Origin of the sequence: Paenibacillus glucanolyticus, assembly GCF_037333485.1 — a bacterium.
Taxonomy (GTDB): domain Bacteria; phylum Bacillota; class Bacilli; order Paenibacillales; family Paenibacillaceae; genus Paenibacillus_AQ; species Paenibacillus_AQ glucanolyticus.
Map to the genome: position 1 here is coordinate 3,908,057 of NZ_CP147845.1, position 23,091 is coordinate 3,931,147.

Consider the following 23,091-nt stretch of genomic DNA (forward strand, 5'->3'; position numbering starts at 1 on the left):
ACCGAGAACCTTAAGGCCCGAAGGGCCGGACCGCGACGCGGTTAGGCTCGCAGGGTTGTCCGCCAACGCTTCCCTGTACCTCTGAATTCTCTCCGCAGTGAAATCCCTTCGCTCTTGGCGCACCAAGGGGCAAACGCCCCGCTGCGGGAATATGGTGTTATGTAATGTCTGCCTCATCTTCGAAAAACTTTCAAAAATTATAAGTACTTCTTAAAGGCTTTACTCGAATCACCGTCATAACCTAACTTTGTATAGAACTCGTGTGCTTGCTTCCTCGAAGCTCCGCTGGTTAAAAAGACCTTAACGCAATCCCTTGAAATACACAGATCTTCAATATGCTTCATAATGAGCGATCCATAACCTTGAGCTTGTCTGTTTCCAGATACAACTACACGTTCTACAACCCCAAAAGGTTGTGACTCTATCAACGCATCTAAACATAGATGCAGATGTGCAGTTGCAACGATCTCTTGGTCTACTTCGCAAATGAACAAGAAACTATTAGGATTTTGTTTAACTTCTTCTATTCTATCTTCCAACACTTTTATTTTTGTGTTGTTTGGAAGCAATTCTTTATATAGTCGTTCAATCGCTCCGGCGTCCTTTGTTTCAGCTTCACGAATTATCATTCACATTCTCCTCTGTATTTAGGCTTATTTCACGTAACGTTTGTGTATTCACGAACCCGAGGGGATTAAGGGAGCAACGCGACCGGGTCCAACGGACTTAGCCTCGCAGGGTTGTGAGCTGATTCTACTTCCCTGACTACCTCATCTTGCGAACCAAGGGCGTAGTCCGCAGTGTAGATACTGTGTTAGGCGATGTATCTGCCTTCTTCGATTACACTTTTCTAATAATGAGCCCTTCTTCAAACTCCTCTATCTTATCCATGTCTCTTCTAATTCTCTTAATCTATGAAAACGTACAATAGTGAAATTACTACCAATGTCTTCACTAAATATCTGATTTTGCAAAGATAGACCCTAGTTCTCCATTTTTTTTATGTAGCCCAAAAAAGAGAAAATGGATTATTTAGAACTTTCTATACTTTTGAAGGGGTCTTCTAAGTAAAGGATGTAAATATGAAGTCAATATCATCACTTTAAGTTTTCAGGATTTAATCCTTTTAAAATATCAGGAATAAACATTCCATCTTTGCGGATTAATATATCATCAAACCATATCTCTCCACCGCCATAATCCCTTTTTCAAGTATCCTACACGCTTGGTTATTCGAAACAATTAGATAGCTTTAAATATTCATGTTTCAAAATACTCATCAATATACGATCGACATATTGACCATTTTTATAGACTTCGTCTCTTAGTATGCCATCCTTCTTGAAACCAGCCTTTTCATAACTCCGAATAGCACCAGGATTATCAGCGTCTACAGTCAAATACACTTTATGAAGGTTTAAACGCTCGAACGCAAAATCCAGAACAACACTTGTCACTTCTGTAGCATAACCTTTCCCCCATACCATTTTGTTCCCAATCCAAATACCAAATTCAGCATGCTTGGACCAAGGATGGATTTTAAACAATTGGGTACTGCCAATCGCGATGCCGTCTTCTTTTATTATGGTAAAATAGACAGCTGATGGATCTGTTTGCGCGTAACTCCGGGTACGTTCTCTAACCACTTCCGGTGTTAGGGGCATACCACTTCCTGATGGTAACGTTCGGTTAACTACAGGATCGGACAGCCATTCGTATCGCAGTTCCCAATCTTCTTCAACAACAGGCCTTAATGTTACTCGTTGTCCGTATAGCATATTTCCCCTCCGTGTACTTAGATAGGTAATTATTTTAGCCCACAGTTATAATAATAGATTTTATCTAGCAGTATGTCATATAACGTTTATGTGTTCCTGACGTCGAAAGGCTTAAGCTGCCTCAATCCATATGCGAAGCATGTACTGAAGCCGGGTGGTTCCGCCACTTAACCTTGCAGATGTGTACGCCTGCCCTACTTCTTCGCCGCTGAATTCCATCATTGTGAGTTAACTTCTATAACCTCGGGCGGACCGAGCGGTGATAACCGCGAAGCTGGAAAACGGTGTTATCTGCTGGATCTGCCCCACTTCTCCGAATCAAGACAGGACGTCGGCCACAGCCTTATTCTCTTTATAGACCTATTTGAATTTGATGTCTTTTCAGACTTTATAGCTTAAAAGCCATTGTCTCGGTAAAATTATATAGTTTTTTGACTGTTTATAGTCTTGTATTCTTCGTAATGGCTTTATCTAGTTTTTATATGTATTTAGGGCTTCATCTGTATTCTAAGCTTTGTTATTTAGATCATCCTAACATCTCGTTATTTAAATCGTTATAATCAGTTTCGATCCCTTAAAATTTCTTTAATCTCTCGTAATTCTTCTATCATTTCTTTCATTTGTTGATTGTTCCTAGAGTTGTCCATTCCAATTTTCACACTAAAGATACCAATTACTAGATTCACTGCCAACATAATAATAACTTCCAATATATCCTTCCTTTCTCCAAGCAACGGGACGTTGCGAATGTATAGCTCTCAAAATGTCCCTTTGGGGCAATATCTTGCAGATAACGTTTCTGTATCTACGAACCCTCACCACCTTAAGGGACGAACTTCCCGGCCGCGATGCGGTTAGGTGGTGCAGGGTTGTCTGGCTGCTTCTACTTCTTCGAAATTCCTCGGGCAGACCAAGGTTCCGTAGGAACCGAAGTGGGAACATGTTGTTATGTGAAGTTCCTGACTTCCTGAATATACTTTCAAAATCATTCCTTATTCAATGTGCATTTAAATCGTTCTACTCCAGGATACTTCTCTCCTAAACTTGTAATGTTAAAACCGATCTTTCTGTAAAAGTTCACTGCATTCTTATCGGTTTCGGCTTCCATTCTTCTTATAAGATTCTCTTCCATAAATTCCATTATTAATTTCTTTCCTAATCCTTTTCTTCTATTGTTAGATTTTATTGCTATATGTTTTAATTCAATTTCATAATCTGTTTGATAAATAATTCCGATAAGTCCGACTAATTCATGATTTTCCATTCTTCCCAGTAATATTCTTGATTTATCATTCTTATATCGTTCATATTCTTGAATTACTCGGTTATTATCTGGATACATACATTCAGCTAGCAAATTCATTATTTCCTTTCGATCTTTATAGTCCATTAGGTTAATCATGGATTTCACCTGATTTCTATGAGTTTAGTTCTTTCAGGAATTTCACATAACGTTATTGTATTCCTGATCCCGAAAGGCTTAAGATTGCTCGATTGATCCATGTGCAGCGATCAATCCCAACCGGGTGGCTCCGCCACTTAGCCTTGCAGGTTTGTCGCCTGATTGAGCTTCCTTGAAAATCCTCTTGGCGACCAAGGATCTCTTAGAATCCGCAGCAGGAATACGGTGTTAACTGATGTGCCCTCTTATTCGATTATTCCATATGCCTGTATACGTCCTTATTTCTATGTTCTTACAAGCTTTTCAAATGTCTTTTAATTTCTTTGACCTTTATACTATTTCATTGTTTTCTAACCAACGCACAATCAAATCAAAGTACCCCTTACAAACAGACATTATCTAGATACGCGTCCATCCAACCATCCATTATCTTCCTGAAATTATTGTTGGGGTTTCCAAAGGGGCTTGCCCATTGGCACACGACTTTGTAGAGCAAAGTGTAGTGTCTTATACGCTCTGTTAGCGTTGCCGTGAAAACGCCGTTGTCGGCGGCGCAATGGTACGGCAAGGATCCAGCCAGTCAATGGTTTAAGAGTGGAGATTTTGCGTCAGCAAAATACTACTCGTCCATTGACTAGCTGGATAGGCGTAACGGCCTGATTTGCGAGTAATTCTGCAAGTTGTACTTTCACATTGTTGGACTAAGGCATAATGGAAAAAACACTTATACTATTCGCCTGCTCTTTTTGTCGTATATCACAACGGTTACAATTGAAACAAGAACAATCACAGCATTTGCGGCAATAGTTCCCGCCCAAGTCATAGGCAGGATGCCAAAGACGGAGCTTGCCGCATTGAACATGGTATGGCATAATACGCACATAAACACACGGCTTATGCCTGATATTTTGTAGATTGCCCCGTATAAAAACCGAAACGCAATGAGTTGAACTGCAAACATCCAGAAGTCAATGAGGCCCTCGTAGTGACCCGTCCCTGGAATGAAGAAGAGAGGGACATGCCACAAAAGCCAAATGATTCCAACATAAAGAGATGATAATACATAACCATATTTCTTGTTAAACCCCGGCTGCAATATGTACGTCCAGCCAGCTTCCTCCAAGCCACCGATAATAAGGTTGCCAGGCAGGGCAAGGAAGAACATATAAAGTGGAAGAACCGTATCAGTGCGGCCTGAAACTGCAAGATGTATCAAAAAATACAGCGCAAGCCCTGCAACAACGAATAAATAAAGAAATGTGTTATTTTTGGCGTAAAAAACAGTTTTCAACCATTCCTTAAAATCTGCTATTTTGTTATTTTTCTTCAGAACGATATATGAAGCAATAGCGGGCGACAAAATATAGATTGCAAAAGGAATATTCATCCCAAACTGCTGTAACGATTGAACCGAAGAGTGAACCGAAAATCCGAATTGCCCAAGAGTAATCAAAGCACCTGACACAAGATAGGCTATGCAAAATGTCAGCAGCGTAAATTGTACTATGATTTTTTTGTCAGTCACGACTTCTTCACCTCACGTTTTGCAAATACATTAATTTTGACGGATGGACGCTTTGACTTTTATCACCTAATGTTTGCTTTCTGCCATTTCAAATTTCGTCTAGTCAGTCCCTTATCAGATACGCCCTCAACCAAAAATCCAATATCTTCCTGAAATAATTCGACTTATATTGCTACATTCCTTAAAAAGACAAAAACCGTATCCAGGTAACCCTTGCAAGCGATGAGTTTCAAGATACGAAATCGATCTTCCTATATTTAAAATAACGTCTCAAGTATTGGTTTGCTTCTTGTTGAACAATCTTTGGTCTTCATAGATTGGTTTACAAGCATTAGGGTATTTCAGTTAACGTTCTCTGTGTTCACGAACCCGAAAGGCTTAAGATAGCGTAGCTACCGGGTCCAACGGACTTAGCCTCGCAGGGTTGTCTGCTGAATCGCTCTCCAGCGTAGATACTTTGTTATGTGATGTAGATTACTTCCTTGAATACTCTAAGCCCTATATCCCCAATATTGAAATATATTCATTTTCTTTTAAATTTTCTTTAATCCATGTTTTAAAGTCCAATATCATTACTTTTAATTTTTTGAGATTTGCTTCGTAGTTATTTATAAAATCTTCTTCAGTGCATTCATATAAACATTCTACATATGTTCTTAGTAATTCAATGCTAGGTTGTTCTTTTATTAGAAGATTAAGCTCATCTAATTTTGTCAAGATCTTTATCCAAGTCTCTTTTGGAATCTCATTAAATGCACAATGATCATAAGTTTCAAATTCCTTCTCTATTGATTTTTCAAGTAGTGCGAAATCTTCTTCAGTGAAAAAAATAGAACTATCATTCCAGCATTTATTTAGGTATTTGCCTGGCAACACTTCTATGTAGCAGCTTCCTTCAAGTTTTTTTATATCTTTTATAATCATTATGGTTTATTCCCTCTTTACATTTTCTCATCGATTTCACATAACGTTCCCGTATTCACGACGCCCAGCGAATGCTGGGTGTGTCCGGCTCTGCTTCTGCTTTCCCGAAATCTCCCTGCTGGACCGAGGGCGTATGCCCGATGCGTGAATATAATGTTATGTGATGTCAGCATCATCTTCTAACTACTTAAGTCGGTTCTTTGATTTCTTTGCCATGGTTTTAAACTCTTCGTATTTCTCTCTCGATGCTTTAATTTTACTCTCAACAACATACGGGGCAGCAGCAGCTAAATTAGGTAACTTCTCATTTATGTAACTGTATAATGATCTTTTCTCACTATCGGTTGGAACTATAGGAGCAACAGGTATAGGTAATGGTTTATCATCGACTTCTACTCCTTCGAGTAAACTCGGCATTCCAAAAGCAAAGAAATTATGAAAAGCTCTTTTCCTATCTACTTCTGTTTCTTCATAATTGCCATTGGAATCTAATCGGAATCGGTCAAATTCGATGGTAAGCAATTGATGTGGCTTCCTGTCTTTATTTTTGTAAAATAAAATGACCTCAAGTACATTCTGATTTGCTAATTGAGGTACAGACTTATATTTGTGATTTTTGGGTTGGGAGATCTTTATAATCTTATCTCCATTAGAAGAAATGAATAAAAATCTGCATCCAGTCATTCATACCACTCTTTCAATTTTTTTATGTTGATTTCACATAACGTTCCTGTATTCATGACGTCCGACTTAGTAGGATGTGTCTGCTGAAATTCCTCCTCGAAATTCTTCCAGAAGACTTAGGCTTCACCGGAGCCGCTACTTGAATATTATGTTATCGGATGTTCTCATGTTTCTTCTTCATTCAATGTACGTAAGATAGGTATTTCAACTACTTCCCCTTTAGCAAGTTCTTCAGCAATCAATTTATAAAAGTCATTTAATAAAGTCACTGTACCATGTATCTTTTCATAACGGAAAGTAAAGTCATCAACAATTCCAACTATGGGATAATCTCTAATTACTCTATAAAACATTTCAACCTGTATAAGAACAAGGTTAACCAAACTTAGTAGTTGAAAATTCAGTTCTATCAAATATCCAAGAAACTCCTTGATAGTGTTCTTCACTCAATTCAAAATTTCCAAATGCACTTAAGATACTAGAATGCGCGAATTTACTATTAATCTGCTTTTTATACACATGAATTGTATCAGACATGTCTTTATAATTATTTTCAATCCATTTATTTGCTTTTGATTTTACTCCTGATTTCTCTACCATTGAACCTTGATCATTTTTGATAGCAAAACTATCAATTTTAGGATTATACAATGCATAACACGCCAATACTGAAGACTCAATTGATTAACGTAAATTAAAGCTTGTTTGAACAGTATGCTTTCTAATTAATGATAAAATCGCTAAATACAATGAATTATTGGTTTGAGATAAAAAACCAGCAAATATCCAGGCACTGATCTGATAATTTTTAGTAAATGTCCAAGATAACTCTATTGCCTCTAAACATACTTCAAAGATTAATCCAAATTGATCGTTTGCTCTTATAATCATCTCATGTTCTTCCTGAGATATTTCATAAATGCTGAACATTCTTTACACCTCCTGTACAGTTTTTTTATTCAGTATATTTTATGAGAATTTCCGATAACGTTCGTGTGTTCCTGACGTCGATTCCCCTTAGATAGCTCTTATCTTAGGGGGAATCGATGTGCCTGCCTGAATCCGCTTCCTCAAAATACCTCAGGTAGACCGAGCGGCGGCAGCCGCGGAGCTGGAACAATTTACGATTATTTATCGTTCTTTTTGAATAATGATGTAATAATAATTTCTGCACATTCTTCTGGTGAATTCAAACTTGTATCGACTGAGCAGCTATAGCGAATGTTTTGTGACATTATTTTATTTTGCTCATCTGATTGTTCTTCTCTTCTATCACCACGTTCTATATTTCGTTTACGACAAAGATCTAAAGGACAGTACACCTCAACTATTTCCAAAGGATACCCATTAAAAATATCTTTGACTTTATCATAATGTGGCTTTAACTCAGGCCTTTCAACAAGTATCCCATCGATTAAAACATTCTTTCCATTATCCGAAAATAATTTTGCAGTGTGATACATCATAATTATTACTTCACTTAGATATTTCCAGTAGTCTGTCTGCAGATGTTTATCACCAATCGTATTTTCAAAAAGATCATTGGCAACTACATAAAAAAATGGTTCAGAGTAAGATTGCATAGCTTCTACTATAGAAGTTTTACCTGAACTTGTTATACCATTCAAAAATATAATTCTCCCTTTATCCATGTTTCTCATCTTCCTTTGCATGGGTTTTATGTAGATATACTCTTTCTTATGTTTTATAAGATTTAGGGGGTTTCGGATAACGTTCCCGTATTCACGACGCCGAGTGGCTTAAGGTCACGAAGTGACCGGGTCCGACTGGACTTAGCCTCGCAGGTGTGTCCGCCTGATCCACTTCCTCGAAAACCATCTGGCGGACCGAGGGGCCGGCCCCGATGCGTGAATACATCGTTATAAGATGTCGGCGCTTCTCCGATTCACTTACAAATTTGTTTTAATGGGGTTCCATCCGCTTTTTTGGCTCCATTTTTTCGCCTTCTTCATAATTTCCCATATGAAATCAGTTTTGGCTGAATACTCCGGAGCATATTGAGCCAGCATTCCGGTGAGTGAGAGCCACGTCTCCGGCATTATGAGCCAGCTCTCCGGCAAAGAGAGCCACCCATTTTCTTGAGTGGCTCTCAGGTCTTATTATAGAACTATCGTATTCCGTTAACTTAATGAGTTGTGATACGATTCAGAGATTTTTTCTTTAGGCACAGGTTATTTCTGATTGATCGAACTGGAGTAATGGCTAATCTGAATGACATGTTATTTCTATTTCTTAAATGATAAACCAAACTTCTCTAATGCCATTCTTAGCTTTGGGATCGTACTGGGACCGACACCATGTAGCTTCAAGATATCCGACTCAGCATACTCTGACAGGCGTTGGAGTGAGGTAATATCGTTCCGTTCAAGAGCCCTTCGGGCAGGTGCACCTATCTTGGAGAGAAAATCACTTTCGATCTCTCTTTCTGCCTCACATATAGGGCAAGTTGGGCAATCAGAGCTTTTATAGTAGTCGTGACCATTTTTACAAGTCCTCAAGGTTGTAATAGCCATCGTAATTGTCCTCCTTTTCATGCAAACCCTTTATTCCCAAGTATAACATTTTGGAGTTTATTAAGTTTCTCATAAATTGCTTAATTGTCCGTTTGGTTGGTTAGCGCTTACGAAGTAAAAGACACTAGGGACGCTTCATCAATATCATCAGGTTATTGAGCAATTCTGCTCTAAAGCTTAACGAGACTGCCTTTACAGATTCATGGCAGCCTAGTTAATTCCCTATATTTATATCGTTCCTTTTTAGGCCGCTGGGTCAACCATAAAACTAAACTGGAACGTAGGTCAACCTGATCACCTGCTCGCCAATTCGATCGCTTGCCACAAGGCGCAGCGGCGGCCGCGGACCGGCGAAGAACGGCTTGCCGCGACCCAGCACGACTGGATGGAGATAGAGGCGATACTCATCAACGAGACCGAGCTCCGTTAGACTGTGCGCCAACTCCGGCCCGGCAACTTCAATCTCCCCTTCATGCAGAACCTTCAGCCGACGTATGGCCGCTACGAGGTCGCCCTGGATCAGAGAAGCGTTCGGACCGACAAGTCATCATTATCCAGACGATATCGGAAGCCTAATGATGCAAGGCCGGATGCGACACTCTCCATGAACACTAAATTCTTAACAGATATTTGAATATCAATGATGGGCTTTGCAGCTAATCCAGTTACTGCAGTTGGTGATCAATTCTTAGTATGTCAGAGCCAATCATTGTCGTGATCTTGGTTTGTAATTCATTGAATAGATTCGGCCAATTATAGCTGTATCGCTCAATAACGATTGGATCCTTCATTGAAATCACCAACTCAAATGATTTTAAATGCTCTTCGCCGATTTCTTATAACGTTTCTGTATTCACGACCCAGCGTATGCTGGGTGTCCGGCGAATGCCGGACCAAGGGCGTATGCCCGCAGCGTGAATATTATGTTATGCGACGTTTGATAGAACTTTTCTTTTTATACTGAACTACAACAAAAAATTAATAAACAATTGAGTTTACAATATAATTTCTTCGAACTTGCTATTCATGTAGTCATTAATTTCTCTATCCACTTTTTTTCAATTCAAGCAATTTTATTATATCTTGATCTACTATATAAATAATGTATTTATCATCTCTTAATGCATCCTTGAGTCTCTGTATTAAGAGTTTATCGTCTGTTATCTTTCTGGCAGCTAAAATGCCAAAATTCCCGATATGTTTATTTAATCTTCCAATTAGTTGATCCACTTCACTATTAGCAAGATCATCATTGTAATTTTTACATTCAATAACGATATTCGGACAAAAAATATTATAGTCATTTTTTAATCCATAAAAAAAATCCATGTTTTGACTCATTGCTAAAGACCACATCTATTCGTTTTCTACCTTCATTTACTTTGACTTCGGAGCGTTTACGAAATAGTTGGTCAGAAAATATAACTTCAAAAGCATCTTGAAGCACATTCTGATATTCATATGCCTGTAACTTCCCCGCTTCTATTTCTACAGTATCTCTCGCTGTAGCGACTTCGATATCCTTTTTCCATCTTCTTAATAAATCCACAGAGTAAGCCGATTCAGCAGAATCTATTTCTTTTGAACATCTCGTGCATACCCATATTCCATTTGATGCACTCTTACGTTCATCTGTTGTTAATCTTTGATCATATCTTGGGCCGTTTGGGCTTGCTGCTGTGATATGTGCAGCAATTCCAAGATTAACTGAAAGCTCCGGATCATTAGGATGAGCTTTTGAAGTCGCTCGTCTACAGACTGGATTAGAACATCTATGACCTGCTCTATCCGCTATAATTTTAGTTATCCTTAGCGAAAATGAGTCTCTCATTAGATGACCATCCCTATTGTTTATTTGAATCCGCGCTCATTGCAGATAACGTTCGTGTATCCACGACGTCCTACCAACTTAAGGCTGCGAATGCAGTCGGCGCGATGCGCTTAGTCGGTGCGGATGTGTCCGCCTGCACGCTTACCTGCCAATACTCATCGGGCGGACCAAGGAGTCGTCAGATTCCGATGCGTGGATATGATGTTATCAGAAGTAGTTGCCAACTTGAATTACTTGCGATTTATCTTATCCTTTGCAGCCTCAATAAAGTAATCTGTATTCATATATAAAACATGAACTGGATAATCTGAATAGTATACTGATTTTCTAAAGTTAAATTTACTAACTTTAAAATGATTACGATATTTATTCATAATTTTTTGTTTCTCTAAATTTATTTTAACGTTTCCCCAAGCTGTTAAGACAAATTGATATTCATCATTTAATTCTCTTGTCTTAAATAAAACATCCTTATAGTCCATTAATTCATTGACAAGTTTTATTGCTTTTTTACTTTTCTTTTCCCTTAAATTAAATAAGTTTTCCACATGAAAAGTATATTGTTCGGGTAGAGGTATGTTATTAATTTCGAATGCAGTCTTAATCAATCTTATAGCCTTACTCATTGTTTTATCAGGTTTAGTTAACTCCAACTCATCGATTGTGTGCTCTGTACTACAAAGCTTTTGAAATTGCAACTCTGAATCGGGCCTTGCCTCACCTGGATTCATCATTACAATTAGTCCTAATACTTCTCCTGGACCATTAACTGATTGAAACTCTGTATCATATCTGAAGATATGATGACCTATCGGAGTTGAAATAGATTTATATTTTGCATATGTACGCAGGGTATCCATCCTCCCTTTTTAGATTTATTTGACTTTGCAACTATTTCTGATAACGTTCCTGTATTCATGAACCCCAACGGGGTTGTCTGTTGAAATGCTTCTTCGAAAGCCACCTCGCAGACCAAGGCTCCAACGGAGCCGCTGCTTGAATATTATGTTATGTGAGGTCACTTAGCTTCTTTGAATTACTCTCATTGATTATGTCATTATTATTCTTTAATATTGCTAATTTGTAGTCATACCGTTTTAATATTTCTAAGATGTCCTTTTTTTTCTGCGCTTCAAATCCATGATTCCATTTAATCATTTCCAATAATCCTTTTAGTGTTTGTCTATAATTAGATTTTTCAATGCCTATTCTTTGTTTAATAAATCTATTAATTATTCTTAAGTCTCTTACAAATGTATTTGGTGTTAAAAATATGATTTGGTCTGCTAAATTGAAACTCTCAGTCAGCCACTTGTAATAAACTCCTTCTACAATCCAAGAGTCCTTTACTATTATTTCATTTAATAGTTTCTCACGAACTTCAGGAGAATTTTTCCCTGCCATTTCTATTGAACTACTCCACATTACCTTGTCTAGTTCATAGTAAGGAATGTCCAATTGCTTAGATAAATTTTTAGCTAGGTAAGTTTTACCACTTCCAGTAGAGCCAATGATGTGGATTCTTCTTGGCAATTGGGTCATAGTTTCTCCTTTATTTATTTGATTTCAAGCAATTTCACATAACGTTCAGAGATTTACGACGTCTCACTCCCTTAAAGGCCGTAGACCTGGCCGCGACGCGGTTAGGGAGTGCAGATGTATCCGGCACACTTCTTCGATTCACCTTACCCGGACCGAGAAGCGTTAGCGACAATGCGTAAATCTAGTGTTATGTGATGGTACTCTGAAATATTCCATCTAAAACTAGTATTTATCCCAAACCTAGTTCCATAGAAATCACATTATCGTCATATATGGTTCTAATAACTTCCTCTCTATTGTTTATCAAAACCTTTAACCACTCATTGAAATTATCCATGATTCCATACAATTTGGGGTTGTGGCTATCGAAATAAGCAACTATGTATTCTTCATCTATCATCTGATTCACAATGAAACACCATGCATTTCCATTATGATCTAGAGAAAACGGGATTAAATGGTCTACGTTCACAGATCCACCCTCTCTAATATTAATCATTTCATGAGTCTCAACGCTAGTCATTCTTTGTAAAGAAAGTCTCTGCATCGGCAAGATTTGTTTGTCTCCATCTCCTACTGCACTTACTTCTTGAATCATGTATATAAATGCACCATTGCTAAACTGTGATACAAAATCGCAATATGATTTTGGTAGTTTGCAATTCAAATCATTTTCTGTTTTTTCTATATCTTCTTTCGATGCTACTTCATATGTTTCATGGATCTCTTTTTCTTTAACAAGGGATTTTATGAGGCTTTGTCCATTCATTCTAGAACTCTCCTTTTTCTCATTTTGACTTCGCACTTTCACATAACGTTCCTGTATCCACGACGTCCCATCGACTTAAGCGACCTACGGGAGCGGCCGCGATGCGGTTAGTCGGTGCGGATGTGTCCGCTGAATCTGTTTCCCTGCCAATGCTTCTCGCGGACCGAGGAGCCGTTCGACTCCGATGCGTGGATATGATGTTAGGTGATGTTACCCACTTCCTGGATTTACTTTCAACAGTTCTTTATCTGTTCCGTTATATACAATCCTTCTTGAAAAATTAAACAATTCAACTGCATTCCATATGCACATCCGCCATCAATTCCTATCTTGTCTTTACTAAACCAAATATCTGATGCGCCATGGATATCAATAGTTCTTGTATGTCCAAAAATAACTCTTTTGTTTAGATCCTCAAAAGTGTGTTGAATGAATTCATCCTTAATATACATAAAATCATGTTCTGGCTGGTTCTTCCAATCTATAAAATTGGGATTCAATCCCGCATGAACATAAATGTGATCATGATCTTCGTGATATAAAGGTAATTCACTTAAAAAGTCTATGTGGTGACCAAAAAAAGTCTTAATTTTATCCTTCGCCTGGTTCAATACCTCATTAGAGATTTCGTTATTAATGTTATTAATATCACAATAACTTTGGAGAGTTTGTATTCCCCCATGTTCAATAAATTTAGATCTAATCAATGCGCTATCATTATTTATAAAATCAACCAATCGTTGGTCATGATTGCCTCGTAAAGCAATGGCATTATGCATACTTACTAATTCGATTACTTTATTAACTACTGCTTTACTATTAGGTCCTCTATCTACATAATCACCAAGCAAAAACAACTGATCATCTATCGAATTATATTTGATAAGTTGCAACATCTGATTTAATTGATCGATACATCCATGAATATCGCTAATCATTATTATTCGCTTCATAGAATCTCCTAACTATAAATGTTTTTAAACTCTTGGGGGATTTCACCTGAACGTCTTTTTCACGAACTTCGCAAAATTATCATCTCTTGAGATGTTTACGAACTTCGTGAACACATCTTCAACAACCAAGTGTACGACTCCTCTTCCATTTGATCTAACGGACTTTTAATCATTCTTATGTCCTTCACACTCACATGTGTGTACCTTTCGGTGGTGCGTACACTTTGATGACCGAGCAACTCTTGAATGAAGCGAATGTCAATTCCACTCTCCAATAGATGTGTGGCGAATGAATGGCGTAAGGCGTGAATACTAACCTTTTTCTGGATTCCAGAGACAGCACGTGCTTGTTCGAACACTTTTTGAACAGTTCGTTCAGTAATATGGCGCTCTGGGTGTTGACCTGGGAACATCCACATCTCAGGCTTTTCTTGTTGTAAATACGGTTGAACAATATCAATAGCTGTATCGGATAACAGCGTAAGACGGTCCTTTCGACCTTTGCCTTGAGAAACTCGAAGTGTTTTTCGCTCGAAATCAATGTCTTGAGTTTTCAAACGGACCACTTCCCCTACCCGTAATCCTGAGGAATAGGTAAGGTATAGGATCGCACGATGTTTTAAATTATGGAGTGCTTTTAAGATTAACATCACTTCGTTCATCGATAACACATTCGGCAACTTCTTTTCTTTCTTAGGGCGAACATAAGAGACGGTTTCCTCATGCAATAATACTTTATGAGCGTAGAATTTGATCGCGCTGAGCGCTTGATTAACATAGGAATGGGAACATTTCCTATGAAGCAAGTGCAAGGAATAACTCTGAATCATTTTCTCGTGATCCATCCCATTATTTTGCTGCTGTACAAAAGCATCAAATCGATGGACTTGACTACAATAAGCTTTTATCGTTTTTTTGCTATAACCTCGAAGCTGCAGTGCATGAACGAAAGACCTTTTTATCGACTCATTCCATGAATAGATTGGAATGTGATCCTGCATGTTAACTTCATTCTTAAACAAGCTGCACTCTTTCATCAACATGCTATCAACATGAATCTTCGTTCCTTCAAAAAGTGTATGCAACTGTCGAATGGATTCGGTACATTCTCACCCTCCCATTATAGCAGCAACCTAATTATTGGAAAGCAAAAAGAGCTCACAATCGCCGTAATCGACGTTGTAAGCTCCCGATACTTTCGGTGCTGTCCATCCTTTATGATCCAACCCCATTCAACTCAGTAATATTACATTTAGGGGTTTAAAATGCTTTTAGCCATTAAATAGATTAAACCATAATTAGAGTAGCCATGGCTACTTCATTTCTCACCTTACTTCAAACACGAAGATGCAGTGCAAGCGAAATCTTCGTACTGCACTTTCCGTGTAACATGATAACGAGTAGCGTAGCAAATCGATTTTGATGTTACACGCCGTCTTCGAATAACTCACAACTTAAGATATATATCCATCTGCGTTCAGTGGCATTCTTACCTAAAGAATAGAGTATACGTAATTGTTACTGCAGCTCCTCGTTTCACGAGACCATCTTGTGGTGGATCTTGAAGGGGGATCCCTACACTCCATGGGAAATGACGGCCATGGTATTACAATTGTCCATTGACGTACCCTACCAATTCTAGAAATCAGAAGGAATATTTGTCCATTTCATCGAAATACAATGTACTAATACGAAATCGATAGAAAGTGATGTGTATCTTATGAACGGAATTCTGGGCGTATCCGGACTATCATTCCTGCTGGTGACACTCTTTACGCCACTGCTCATCTGGGCATTACGCACCTTAAAGCTTACACAGCCGATACGGACCGAGCTGCCTCCCGATCATCAGGCCAAACGCGGGACGCCGTTAATGGCTGGGCTTATTCTGCTGGTTGGCGTGGCCATGTCACTGCAGTTTCATCCTGCGCCACTTACGGTTTTTTTGTGCTCATCCTTTCTCTTGTTCAGCTCCATCGGGTTTATGGATGATTTCAAAAAAGCAGCCTGGCAGGACCCCTCCGGTATTTCCGGACGCATGAAACTCGTGCTCCAGTTCCTGTTTACCGGTATACTGCTGTATGTGTTATTCCAGTCCTTCTCGCTGACAAGTGAGATCACGCTATTCCATGGATTTCAGCTTCATCTGCCTGTCAGCGTATACATCATCGTCATGCTATTATTCATTGTAGGGTCGGCTAATGCCATCAACTTTACCGATGGTTTGGACGGGCTGTTAATCAATGTGGCGATACCTACCTACTTTTTCTTCTTTCTGATCTCCGATAAACCCGAGGTGCAGATGTTCTCGCTGGTCATGATTGGCTGTCTGCTCGGCCTGCTGCTCTATAATATTTATCCTGCCCGAGCGTTCATGGGTGATACTGGATCACTGGCCATTGGCGGGTCCCTGTCGTTTCTGGCCGTCATTGAGAAGGTCGAAATTCTGATTCCGCTTCTGTTCTTCATCTATTTGGCTGAACAGCTTTCCGTCATTCTGCAGGTATGGTATTACAAGCGCACCAAGCTGCGGTTGTTCCGGATGACGCCTATCCACTACCACTTCAGTCTCAAGTATGGCTGGAGCGAGAACAAAATCGTGATGGTATTCGGGTTTGTTTCTTGGTTTATGGCTCTGTTCTGTTGGGTGCTTGTAAAGTATGCAATGTAGGGACTCTGAAATAGGGTGAACGTCGGTATAGCATATCGCCATCCGTGTATTGCGATTCATCAGAGACTTGGACAAAACCTCTAGGTTTTGAAGTAATTCACAAAACTAAAGGATCAGACCGCTAGGGCCTGATCCTTTAGTTTTCTTAAATTATTGAATCAAATCCGACTTCCTGAGTAATTTCTGAAGTAGTGTAGCAACTTCAGCACGAGTGATTTTGCTCTTTGGTTGAATGGTATTGGTTGTTCTACCATTTATAATATTCAGGTCTAAACCTGCGGCTATATGATCTCGAGCATAGCTTGAAATCGATGCTGCATCTTTATAGCCATCTAGCAGTCTGTTTACTCGCTCAGGAGATAAGTCAGGATTGATGCCCGTGATATTCATTGCTTTGGCAATGATAGTCATAGCTTGTTCTCGAGTAATCGTGTCCATGGGTGCGAACCGAGAACCACTATAACCCTCAATTAACTGATAATCATGAGCAGTTTGGATATAATCAGCAAACCAATCGGACTTATTTACATCCACAAACGAAATTTCGCCATTTACCGGCATCAAACCAAGTGCCCGTACAACCATAGCCACGAACTCTGCACGCGTAATATCCCTATTCGGTTCGAATAAATTCTGGCCCATCCCAGTAACAATCATTCGTGATCCCATGTCATTGATTGCATGCTGTGCCCAATGATCTGTCACATCAGCAAACTCGACTGGATGCCAGACCAAGGTGTACATACTATTGGTCAAGCTGTTAACCACTGCATAATAACGATTGTCTTTTTTCTGTACATATGTCGGTACATGATGAGTGGAACCATCCAATCCTACAACAATCCCTGTCGTGATTTGATTCGGATCCACTGTCTCTGGAATAGGAATAACCCGTTCAACATAACGAGTGAAGCGATTTAATTCTATTTTTGCACCGTTAAACTCAGCCATTAAGGTAAAATGAACAGGCTCCACTAAAAGTGAAACTCCTTTTCGATTCAACACACTTTGGGCAAGGCTTGTTTCTGATGATAGGGCTTTAGACATCATGATTTCAATCGTCACTTCAGATAACGAAGCATCTGCCCCAAGTTGGTCCGCTATAGCTACAATTGGGAATTGATCCGCATGTATTCTGTAAGAAGCCATTGGGGTAACCAGCTCCAATACGGCTGATTGATCTGCCATCCTTTTAACAACATTAGCTGTCAGCAGTCCCACAATGGAGTCAGATGAAACATCAACTGGAATAGTAACTACGGCATTCTTACCTTCTCTCTCTAACCACTCTATCAGTTTATCTGGGTCAGGAGTAATGGTTGTTATTTTTCGATGGTCAACGACCTTCGTTTCCAGCTTGCCGATATTCTCTGACTTGCCATTGATCATTACAGGCACACCACCTGGATCCGGTTGTGACGGATTCGGAGACGGTGTTCCGCTGCCTTGAGAACCACCAGCGCTACCGTTATTGCCTGAATTTCCTGGATTCTCCCCACCGCCTGAGCTGCTTGGAGGATTTACGGTCAACACCAGGTTAGCAGTTGCTATCTCTCCATTCCCATAAACAGCCGTTATTACTGAAGAATGGGTTCCTGCTGGTAAGCCTGTCACAGGACGTACCGTCCAACTGTCGATACTTTCACCTGCAGCTACAATTCCTCCATTCCCCTCAACGATAAATTTGCCGGGTTCACTGGATGTAAGACTGTTGATCGTAGTATCGACCATCCCTGTATTCCTGATGATCAATTTTTTTGCTGGAGGCTGTTCGTAACCAACTGTTACAGGCGTAAAGGAAGGTGCAACAATACTCAATACAGGCAAACTTTCTGATATATCCTCAAACTCAGCACTAATGGTTACATCCCCACTTGGCATGACAAAGCTTCCATCTGTGATGGGGAAGTCTGTGGAATTGAAAGTGTATTTCAGTGATCCAACTTTCAGTCTCTTACCAAAATCCGGTACAGTGTTCAAGCTGATAACACTACCTGCTGAAGCAACAGAAGGGGTAGCTGTTATATGGCCGCCATTCAAATGGCTTATCGTTACCGTATACACATCAATATCACTGACTACTGTAATCGTGGCACTGCCGGACTTACTGCTGTCCACGGTCGAAGTTGCCGTAACCGTGTACTGGCCCGGCACGGTGTTAGAAGCCACACTCACCAATCCGTTCGCATCCACGGTCACATTGCCACTCGAGTCACTGCTGCTCCATGTTACCGTTTGGGCTGCACCGCCGCTGACATCCACCGTTGCAGTCAGCTGTTCCGTTCCTCCCTGCACCACAGTTGCACTGGCCGGGCTGACCGTCACGCTGTTTACCACTGGCGCCGCGGTGACTGTAATCGTAGCGCTGCCGGACTTCGTGTTGTCCACGGTTGAGGTTGCCGTAACCGTATACTGGCCCGGGGCGGTGTTAGGAGCCACACTCACCTTTCCATTCCCATCCACGGTCACATTGCCACTCGAGTCACTGCTGCTCCATGTTACCGTTTGGGCTGCACCGCCGCTGACATCCACCGTTACAGTCAGCTGTTCCGTTCCTCCCTGCACTACGGTTGCATTGGCCGGAGAAACTGTCACTCTGTTTACCACTGCCGCCGCGGTGACTGTAATCGTGGCACTGCCGGACTTCGTGCTGTCCACGGTCGAAGTTGCCGTAACCGTATACTGGCCCGGGGTTGTGTTAGAAGCCACACTCACCTTTCCGTTCGTATCCACGGTCACATTGCCACTCGAGTCACTGCTGGTCCACGTTACCGTTTGGGCTGCACCGCCGCTGACATCCACTGTTGCAGTCAGCTGTTCCGTTCCTCCTTGCACCACGGTTGCATTGGCCGGAGAAACCGTCACGCTGTTTACCACTGACGCCGCGGTGACTGTAATCGTGGCACTGCCGGACTTCGTGCTGTCCACGGTCGAAGTTGCCGTAACCGTGTACTGGCCCGGGGTTGTGTTAGAAGCCACACTCACCTTTCCGTTCGTATCCACGGTCACATTGCCACTCGAGTCACTGCTGCTCCATGTTACCGTTTGCGCTGCACCGCCGCTGACATCCACCGTTGCAGTCAGCTGTTCCGTTCCTCCCTGTACTACGGTTGCATTGGCCGGGCTGACCGTCACGCTGTTTACCACTGCCGCCGCAGTGACTGTAATCGTGGCACTGCCGGACTTCGTGCTGTCCACGGTTGATGTTGCCGTAACCGTATACTGGCCCGGGGTTGTGTTAGAAGCCACACTCACCTTTCCGTTCGTATCCACGGTCACATTGCCACTCGAGTCACTGCTGGTCCACGTTACCGTTTGGGCTGCACCGCCGCTGACATCCACTGTTGCAGTCAGCTGTTCCGTTCCTCCTTGCACCACGGTTGCATTTGCCGGAGAAACCGTCACGCTGTTTACCACTGACGCCGCGGTGACTGTAATCGTGACACTGCCGGACTTCGTGCTGTCCACGGTCGAAGTTGCCGTAACCGTGTACTGGCCCGGCACGGTGTTAGAAGCCACACTCACCAATCCGTTCGCATCCACGGTCACATTGCCACTCGAGTCACTGCTGCTCCATGTTACCGTTTGGGCTGCACCGCCGCTGACATCCACCGTTGCAGTCAGCTGTTCCGTTCCTCCCTGCACCACAGTTGCACTGGCCGGGCTGACCGTCACGCTGTTTACCACTGGCGCCGCGGTGACTGTAATCGTGGCGCTGCCGAATTTACTGCTGTCCACGGTTGATGTTGCCGTAACCGTGTACTGGCCCGGGGTTGTGTTAGAAGCCACACTCACCTTTCCGTTCGTATCCACGGACACATTCCCACTCGAGTCACTGCTGCTCCATGTTACTGTTTGCGCCGCACCGCCGCTGACATCCACTGTTGCAGTCAGCTGTTCCGTTCCTCCCTGCACCACAGTTGCATTGGCCGGGCTAACCGTCACGCTGTTTACCACTGGCGCCGCGGTGACTGTAATCGTGGCGCTGCCGGACTTCGTGCTGTCCACGGTCGAAGTTGCCGTAACCGTGTACTGGCCCGGCACGGTGTTAGGAGCCACACTCACCATTCCATTCCCATCCACGGTCACATTGCCACTCGAGTCACTGCTGCTCCATGTTACCGTTTGGGCTGCACCGCCGCTGACATCCACCGTTGCAGTCAGCTGCTCCGTTCCTCCCTGCACGACGGTTGCATTGGCCGGAGAAACTGTCACGCTGTTTACCACTGCCGCCGCGGTGACTGTAATCGTGGCACTGCTGGACTTCGTGCTGTCCACGGTCGAAGTTGCCGTAACCGTGTACTGGCCCGGCACGGTGTTAGAAGCCACACTCACCTTTCCGTTCCCATCCACGGTCACATTGCCACTCGAGTCACTGCTGCTCCATGTTACCGTTTGGGCTGCACCGCCGCTGACATCCACCGTTGCAGTCAGCTGTTCCGTTCCTCCCTGCACCACAGTTGCATTGGCCGGGCTGACCGTCACGCTGTTTACCACTGGGACAGGAGCTGATTTAATATGACCGTCATAAGTTAGATTGTCATAGCCTACGGCGACTGCTCGTCCTCCACCTATACCAATGTCAGCAAAATCAATGGACGAGGAAGCCTTACTCCATTCCTCAAGCCAATCAACTCCATTTCGTGAGCTTGCTACTCTTTCATTTGTGCTGACTGTATAAAATTTACCTGCGGCATAGGTCACTGAGGCTAGGCCCATTCCGTTGTAATTCAGAACCGTTGCCTTCGTCCAGGATATGCCATCATTTGACACGTAGGCCTGACCGGCTTCTCCTACCGCTACAAACACATGATTTCCGTACGCAATATCAAAAATCGCTTGGCCTCGATTCGTTGTGTAAACTTGCGCCCAACTTAATCCATCAGTCGATCGATAAATTTTGGTGGCTTCTCCATCCATATAGGTTGTGGCAATATACACCCCATCACCGTACGTTACTCTGTAGAAATTAGGGACTGAATTGTCGGTATACACCACTTCCGGTTTGCCATTTCCTATGAATGAATACAATTTGTCTTGTCCCGCTAATAGAACTAAAAAGCAACATGCCTGCCAACGAACTCTGAATGAAACGATTCAACCCTCTTTTTCTTGAAAACATACCCGCCCCCCATATTTAAGTGTATTTGGCTAGTTCACTCATTGCCTTATTCATTTCCCGATGATGGCTTTGTGAATGAAGGAAATGGAAATTACTTTCATCATAAACGAGACTCTCATTAAGGTAAATATAAAATTAGGGACTTTTCTCACAATGTAAAGACTTTTAGCCCACTTCAATCTACCTTTCATATTCTAATTCCATAATCTCAGAAACATAATTCGCCATTATTCGATATAAAATCACAAAATTTTAATGACAGCCCCTTTCCCATCTGTTATAAACAAATTATGACAACGATGTTGCAGCCCCTACTCTTAAATAAGGGAGAAAATAAACATTGATTGATACAGTTGCAGCAAGACCTGAAGATGAGATCTTTTTGTTTCAATTGTATTCATTGACTCGAGCAGACGAATTACAAAATTGGGGCTGGGGAGTAGAAGAGCAGGAGCAGTTTTTGCGTATGCAATGGAGAGCTCAAACCATGTCTTATGCTTCTTCTTACCCAGATGCCATTCGTATGATCGTCCGTTACAATGGTGCGCCTGTCGGTCAAATATATGTGCTTGATCAGGGAGCAAGATGGGTGCTAATTGATATTTCTCTTCTTCCGGAGTACCGCAATCAAGGCATAGGGACTCGTTTGATCATGGATTTACAACATCGGGCAACTCATGCCAATGCAGCTGTTCGTTTAAGCGTACTTCCTATGAACAGGGCATTGAGTTTGTACCAGAAGCTTGAGTTTGTTCCTGTACACAGCGAGGGTATTCATCAGGTAATGGAATGGCGTGCTTCAAAAACAAAGTAGGTCTGAATCATAATTTGGCGAGGTGAGAACAAATGAGTGAAGCTTTTTTAGGTGAAATTCGTATGTTTGCGGGAAATTTTGCCCCTCAAGGGTGGGCATTGTGTAATGGACAAATACTATCTATTGCTGGAAATGAAGCTCTATACACCCTACTCGGTACGCTTTATGGCGGAGATGGCCAGAACACCTTTGCCTTGCCCGACTTACAGGGCAGAGTTGCCGTTCATCCAAGTACTGCGTATGCAAGGGGACAAAAAGCAGGGGCTCAGGAGGTTACAATAAATTCAAATCAACTTCCGGCACATACGCATCAGGTATACACAGCCTCGGACTCCTCCACGATCTCCTCGACTCCAACGAATGCAACATGGGCTGATTCACCACGCAAAATATATTCCACTGCAACCGGAGCCAGCACAGTGAATATGAATAACACCGCCGTATATTCAACTGGTGGAAATCAGCCTCATAACAACATGATGCCTTCGACTGTCATCTCGTTCATTATCTCTCTAGAAGGCACTTTCCCGCCTCGACCTTAA

Annotated in this window: 24 protein-coding genes; 3 read left to right on the forward strand and 21 right to left on the reverse strand. The window is 41.7% G+C overall.

Translation table 11 applies throughout. The features are described 5' to 3' along the window. Positions 1–197: 197 nt before the first annotated feature. From WDY75_RS18285 to xerA, 20 genes are all read right to left on the reverse strand, one after another. Positions 198–629 (reverse strand): GNAT family N-acetyltransferase, encoded by a 432-nt coding sequence (locus tag WDY75_RS18285; RefSeq protein WP_063479328.1) that lies wholly within the window; start codon positions 627–629, stop codon positions 198–200. Positions 630–1,229: 600 nt separating this feature from the next. Beyond that, a complete protein-coding gene (locus tag WDY75_RS18290) occupies positions 1,230–1,778 on the reverse strand; it encodes a GNAT family N-acetyltransferase (protein ID WP_063479327.1) in 549 nt (182 codons plus the stop codon). A gap of 985 nt (positions 1,779–2,763) precedes the next feature. Further along, complete coding sequence (locus tag WDY75_RS18295) at positions 2,764–3,180, reverse strand: GNAT family N-acetyltransferase (RefSeq protein ID WP_063479326.1); 417 nt, start codon at positions 3,178–3,180, stop codon at positions 2,764–2,766. Positions 3,181–3,904: 724 nt separating this feature from the next. Next, entirely contained in the window at positions 3,905–4,705 is an 801-nt protein-coding gene (locus WDY75_RS18300) for a CPBP family intramembrane glutamic endopeptidase (protein WP_063479325.1), read from the reverse strand. 498 nt (positions 4,706–5,203) lie between these two features. Then, positions 5,204–5,629, reverse strand: a complete 426-nt coding sequence (locus tag WDY75_RS18305) for a hypothetical protein (RefSeq protein ID WP_063479324.1) — start codon at positions 5,627–5,629, stop codon at positions 5,204–5,206. A 183-nt stretch (positions 5,630–5,812) separates the two neighbouring features. After that, positions 5,813–6,313 carry a hypothetical protein gene (locus WDY75_RS18310; RefSeq protein WP_036642810.1) on the reverse strand — a complete coding sequence of 167 codons (501 nt, stop codon included), beginning with the start codon at positions 6,311–6,313 and terminating at the stop codon, positions 5,813–5,815. Between the two features lie 164 nt (positions 6,314–6,477). Then, positions 6,478–6,726: a hypothetical protein gene (locus WDY75_RS18315; RefSeq protein WP_063479323.1), complete on the reverse strand. Its 249-nt coding sequence runs from the start codon at positions 6,724–6,726 to the stop codon at positions 6,478–6,480. Beyond that, the gene (locus tag WDY75_RS18320; RefSeq protein ID WP_156515058.1) at positions 6,689–6,964 is read right to left on the reverse strand and encodes a hypothetical protein; all 276 of its coding nucleotides are present in this window, start codon (positions 6,962–6,964) and stop codon (positions 6,689–6,691) included. The genes WDY75_RS18315 and WDY75_RS18320 overlap by 38 nt, the downstream gene beginning before the upstream one ends. Positions 6,965–6,997: 33 nt before the next feature. After that, the gene (locus tag WDY75_RS18325; protein WP_063479322.1) at positions 6,998–7,243 is read right to left on the reverse strand and encodes a hypothetical protein; all 246 of its coding nucleotides are present in this window, start codon (positions 7,241–7,243) and stop codon (positions 6,998–7,000) included. A gap of 197 nt (positions 7,244–7,440) precedes the next feature. Further along, the gene (locus tag WDY75_RS18330; protein WP_006209851.1) at positions 7,441–7,965 is read right to left on the reverse strand and encodes a phosphotransferase-like protein; all 525 of its coding nucleotides are present in this window, start codon (positions 7,963–7,965) and stop codon (positions 7,441–7,443) included. Between the two features lie 594 nt (positions 7,966–8,559). Next, entirely contained in the window at positions 8,560–8,841 is a 282-nt protein-coding gene (locus tag WDY75_RS18335; protein ID WP_036642829.1) for an RNA polymerase alpha subunit C-terminal domain-containing protein, read from the reverse strand. A 274-nt stretch (positions 8,842–9,115) separates the two neighbouring features. After that, positions 9,116–9,370, reverse strand: a complete 255-nt coding sequence (locus tag WDY75_RS18340; RefSeq protein WP_338842213.1) for a dihydrofolate reductase family protein — start codon at positions 9,368–9,370, stop codon at positions 9,116–9,118. Continuing rightward, positions 9,367–9,492 (reverse strand): hypothetical protein, encoded by a 126-nt coding sequence (locus WDY75_RS30800; protein WP_081742828.1) that lies wholly within the window; start codon positions 9,490–9,492, stop codon positions 9,367–9,369. Before WDY75_RS30800 ends, WDY75_RS18340 begins: the two co-directional genes overlap by 4 nt. 399 nt (positions 9,493–9,891) lie before the next feature. Next, positions 9,892–10,176, reverse strand: coding sequence for a hypothetical protein (locus WDY75_RS18345; protein WP_063479321.1), 285 nt, complete (start codon positions 10,174–10,176; stop codon positions 9,892–9,894). Next, positions 10,148–10,678, reverse strand: coding sequence for a hypothetical protein (locus WDY75_RS18350; RefSeq protein ID WP_063479320.1), 531 nt, complete (start codon positions 10,676–10,678; stop codon positions 10,148–10,150). Before WDY75_RS18350 ends, WDY75_RS18345 begins: the two co-directional genes overlap by 29 nt. A 230-nt stretch (positions 10,679–10,908) precedes the next feature. After that, on the reverse strand, positions 10,909–11,538 hold the full coding sequence (locus tag WDY75_RS18355; RefSeq protein ID WP_063479319.1) for a hypothetical protein: 630 nt from the start codon (positions 11,536–11,538) through the stop codon (positions 10,909–10,911). Between the two features lie 148 nt (positions 11,539–11,686). After that, the gene (locus WDY75_RS18360) at positions 11,687–12,220 is read right to left on the reverse strand and encodes a hypothetical protein (RefSeq protein ID WP_063479318.1); all 534 of its coding nucleotides are present in this window, start codon (positions 12,218–12,220) and stop codon (positions 11,687–11,689) included. A 229-nt stretch (positions 12,221–12,449) separates the two neighbouring features. Then, positions 12,450–12,989, reverse strand: coding sequence for an SMI1/KNR4 family protein (locus tag WDY75_RS18365; RefSeq protein WP_063479317.1), 540 nt, complete (start codon positions 12,987–12,989; stop codon positions 12,450–12,452). Between the two features lie 233 nt (positions 12,990–13,222). Next, entirely contained in the window at positions 13,223–13,942 is a 720-nt protein-coding gene (locus WDY75_RS18370) for a metallophosphoesterase family protein (protein WP_063479316.1), read from the reverse strand. A 95-nt stretch (positions 13,943–14,037) separates the two neighbouring features. After that, entirely contained in the window at positions 14,038–14,964 is a 927-nt protein-coding gene (gene xerA, locus WDY75_RS18375; RefSeq protein WP_338840373.1) for a site-specific tyrosine recombinase/integron integrase, read from the reverse strand. A gap of 698 nt (positions 14,965–15,662) precedes the next feature. Here xerA and mraY point away from each other — a divergent pair. Next, complete coding sequence (gene mraY / locus WDY75_RS18380; RefSeq protein WP_172963959.1) at positions 15,663–16,613, forward strand: phospho-N-acetylmuramoyl-pentapeptide-transferase; 951 nt, start codon at positions 15,663–15,665, stop codon at positions 16,611–16,613. 150 nt (positions 16,614–16,763) lie between these two features. Here mraY and WDY75_RS18385 read toward each other — a convergent pair whose 3' ends face one another. Then, positions 16,764–21,644, reverse strand: coding sequence for an Ig-like domain-containing protein (locus tag WDY75_RS18385; RefSeq protein ID WP_338840374.1), 4,881 nt, complete (start codon positions 21,642–21,644; stop codon positions 16,764–16,766). A gap of 431 nt (positions 21,645–22,075) precedes the next feature. Here WDY75_RS18385 and WDY75_RS18390 point away from each other — a divergent pair, with 431 nt between their 5' ends. Then, positions 22,076–22,549: a GNAT family N-acetyltransferase gene (locus tag WDY75_RS18390; RefSeq protein WP_051449125.1), complete on the forward strand. Its 474-nt coding sequence runs from the start codon at positions 22,076–22,078 to the stop codon at positions 22,547–22,549. A 32-nt stretch (positions 22,550–22,581) separates the two neighbouring features. Next, positions 22,582–23,091, forward strand: coding sequence for a phage tail protein (locus WDY75_RS18395; protein ID WP_082834336.1), 510 nt, complete (start codon positions 22,582–22,584; stop codon positions 23,089–23,091).

Coding starts and splice junctions, on each gene's coding strand:
- WDY75_RS18370 (WP_063479316.1), bottom strand. CDS start 13,942: ATGAAGCGAATAATAATGATTAGCGATATTCATGGATGTATCGATCAA.
- WDY75_RS18310 (WP_036642810.1), bottom strand. CDS start 6,313: ATGACTGGATGCAGATTTTTATTCATTTCTTCTAATGGAGATAAGATT.
- WDY75_RS18395 (WP_082834336.1), top strand. CDS start 22,582: ATGAGTGAAGCTTTTTTAGGTGAAATTCGTATGTTTGCGGGAAATTTT.
- WDY75_RS18360 (WP_063479318.1), bottom strand. CDS start 12,220: ATGACCCAATTGCCAAGAAGAATCCACATCATTGGCTCTACTGGAAGT.
- WDY75_RS18295 (WP_063479326.1), bottom strand. CDS start 3,180: ATGATTAACCTAATGGACTATAAAGATCGAAAGGAAATAATGAATTTG.
- WDY75_RS18350 (WP_063479320.1), bottom strand. CDS start 10,678: ATGAGAGACTCATTTTCGCTAAGGATAACTAAAATTATAGCGGATAGA.
- mraY (WP_172963959.1), top strand. CDS start 15,663: ATGAACGGAATTCTGGGCGTATCCGGACTATCATTCCTGCTGGTGACA.
- WDY75_RS18290 (WP_063479327.1), bottom strand. CDS start 1,778: ATGCTATACGGACAACGAGTAACATTAAGGCCTGTTGTTGAAGAAGAT.
- WDY75_RS18305 (WP_063479324.1), bottom strand. CDS start 5,629: ATGATTATAAAAGATATAAAAAAACTTGAAGGAAGCTGCTACATAGAA.
- WDY75_RS18345 (WP_063479321.1), bottom strand. CDS start 10,176: ATGGATTTTTTTTATGGATTAAAAAATGACTATAATATTTTTTGTCCG.
- WDY75_RS18330 (WP_006209851.1), bottom strand. CDS start 7,965: ATGGATAAAGGGAGAATTATATTTTTGAATGGTATAACAAGTTCAGGT.
- WDY75_RS18365 (WP_063479317.1), bottom strand. CDS start 12,989: ATGAATGGACAAAGCCTCATAAAATCCCTTGTTAAAGAAAAAGAGATC.
- WDY75_RS18325 (WP_063479322.1), bottom strand. CDS start 7,243: ATGTTCAGCATTTATGAAATATCTCAGGAAGAACATGAGATGATTATA.
- WDY75_RS18355 (WP_063479319.1), bottom strand. CDS start 11,538: ATGGATACCCTGCGTACATATGCAAAATATAAATCTATTTCAACTCCG.
- WDY75_RS18285 (WP_063479328.1), bottom strand. CDS start 629: ATGATAATTCGTGAAGCTGAAACAAAGGACGCCGGAGCGATTGAACGA.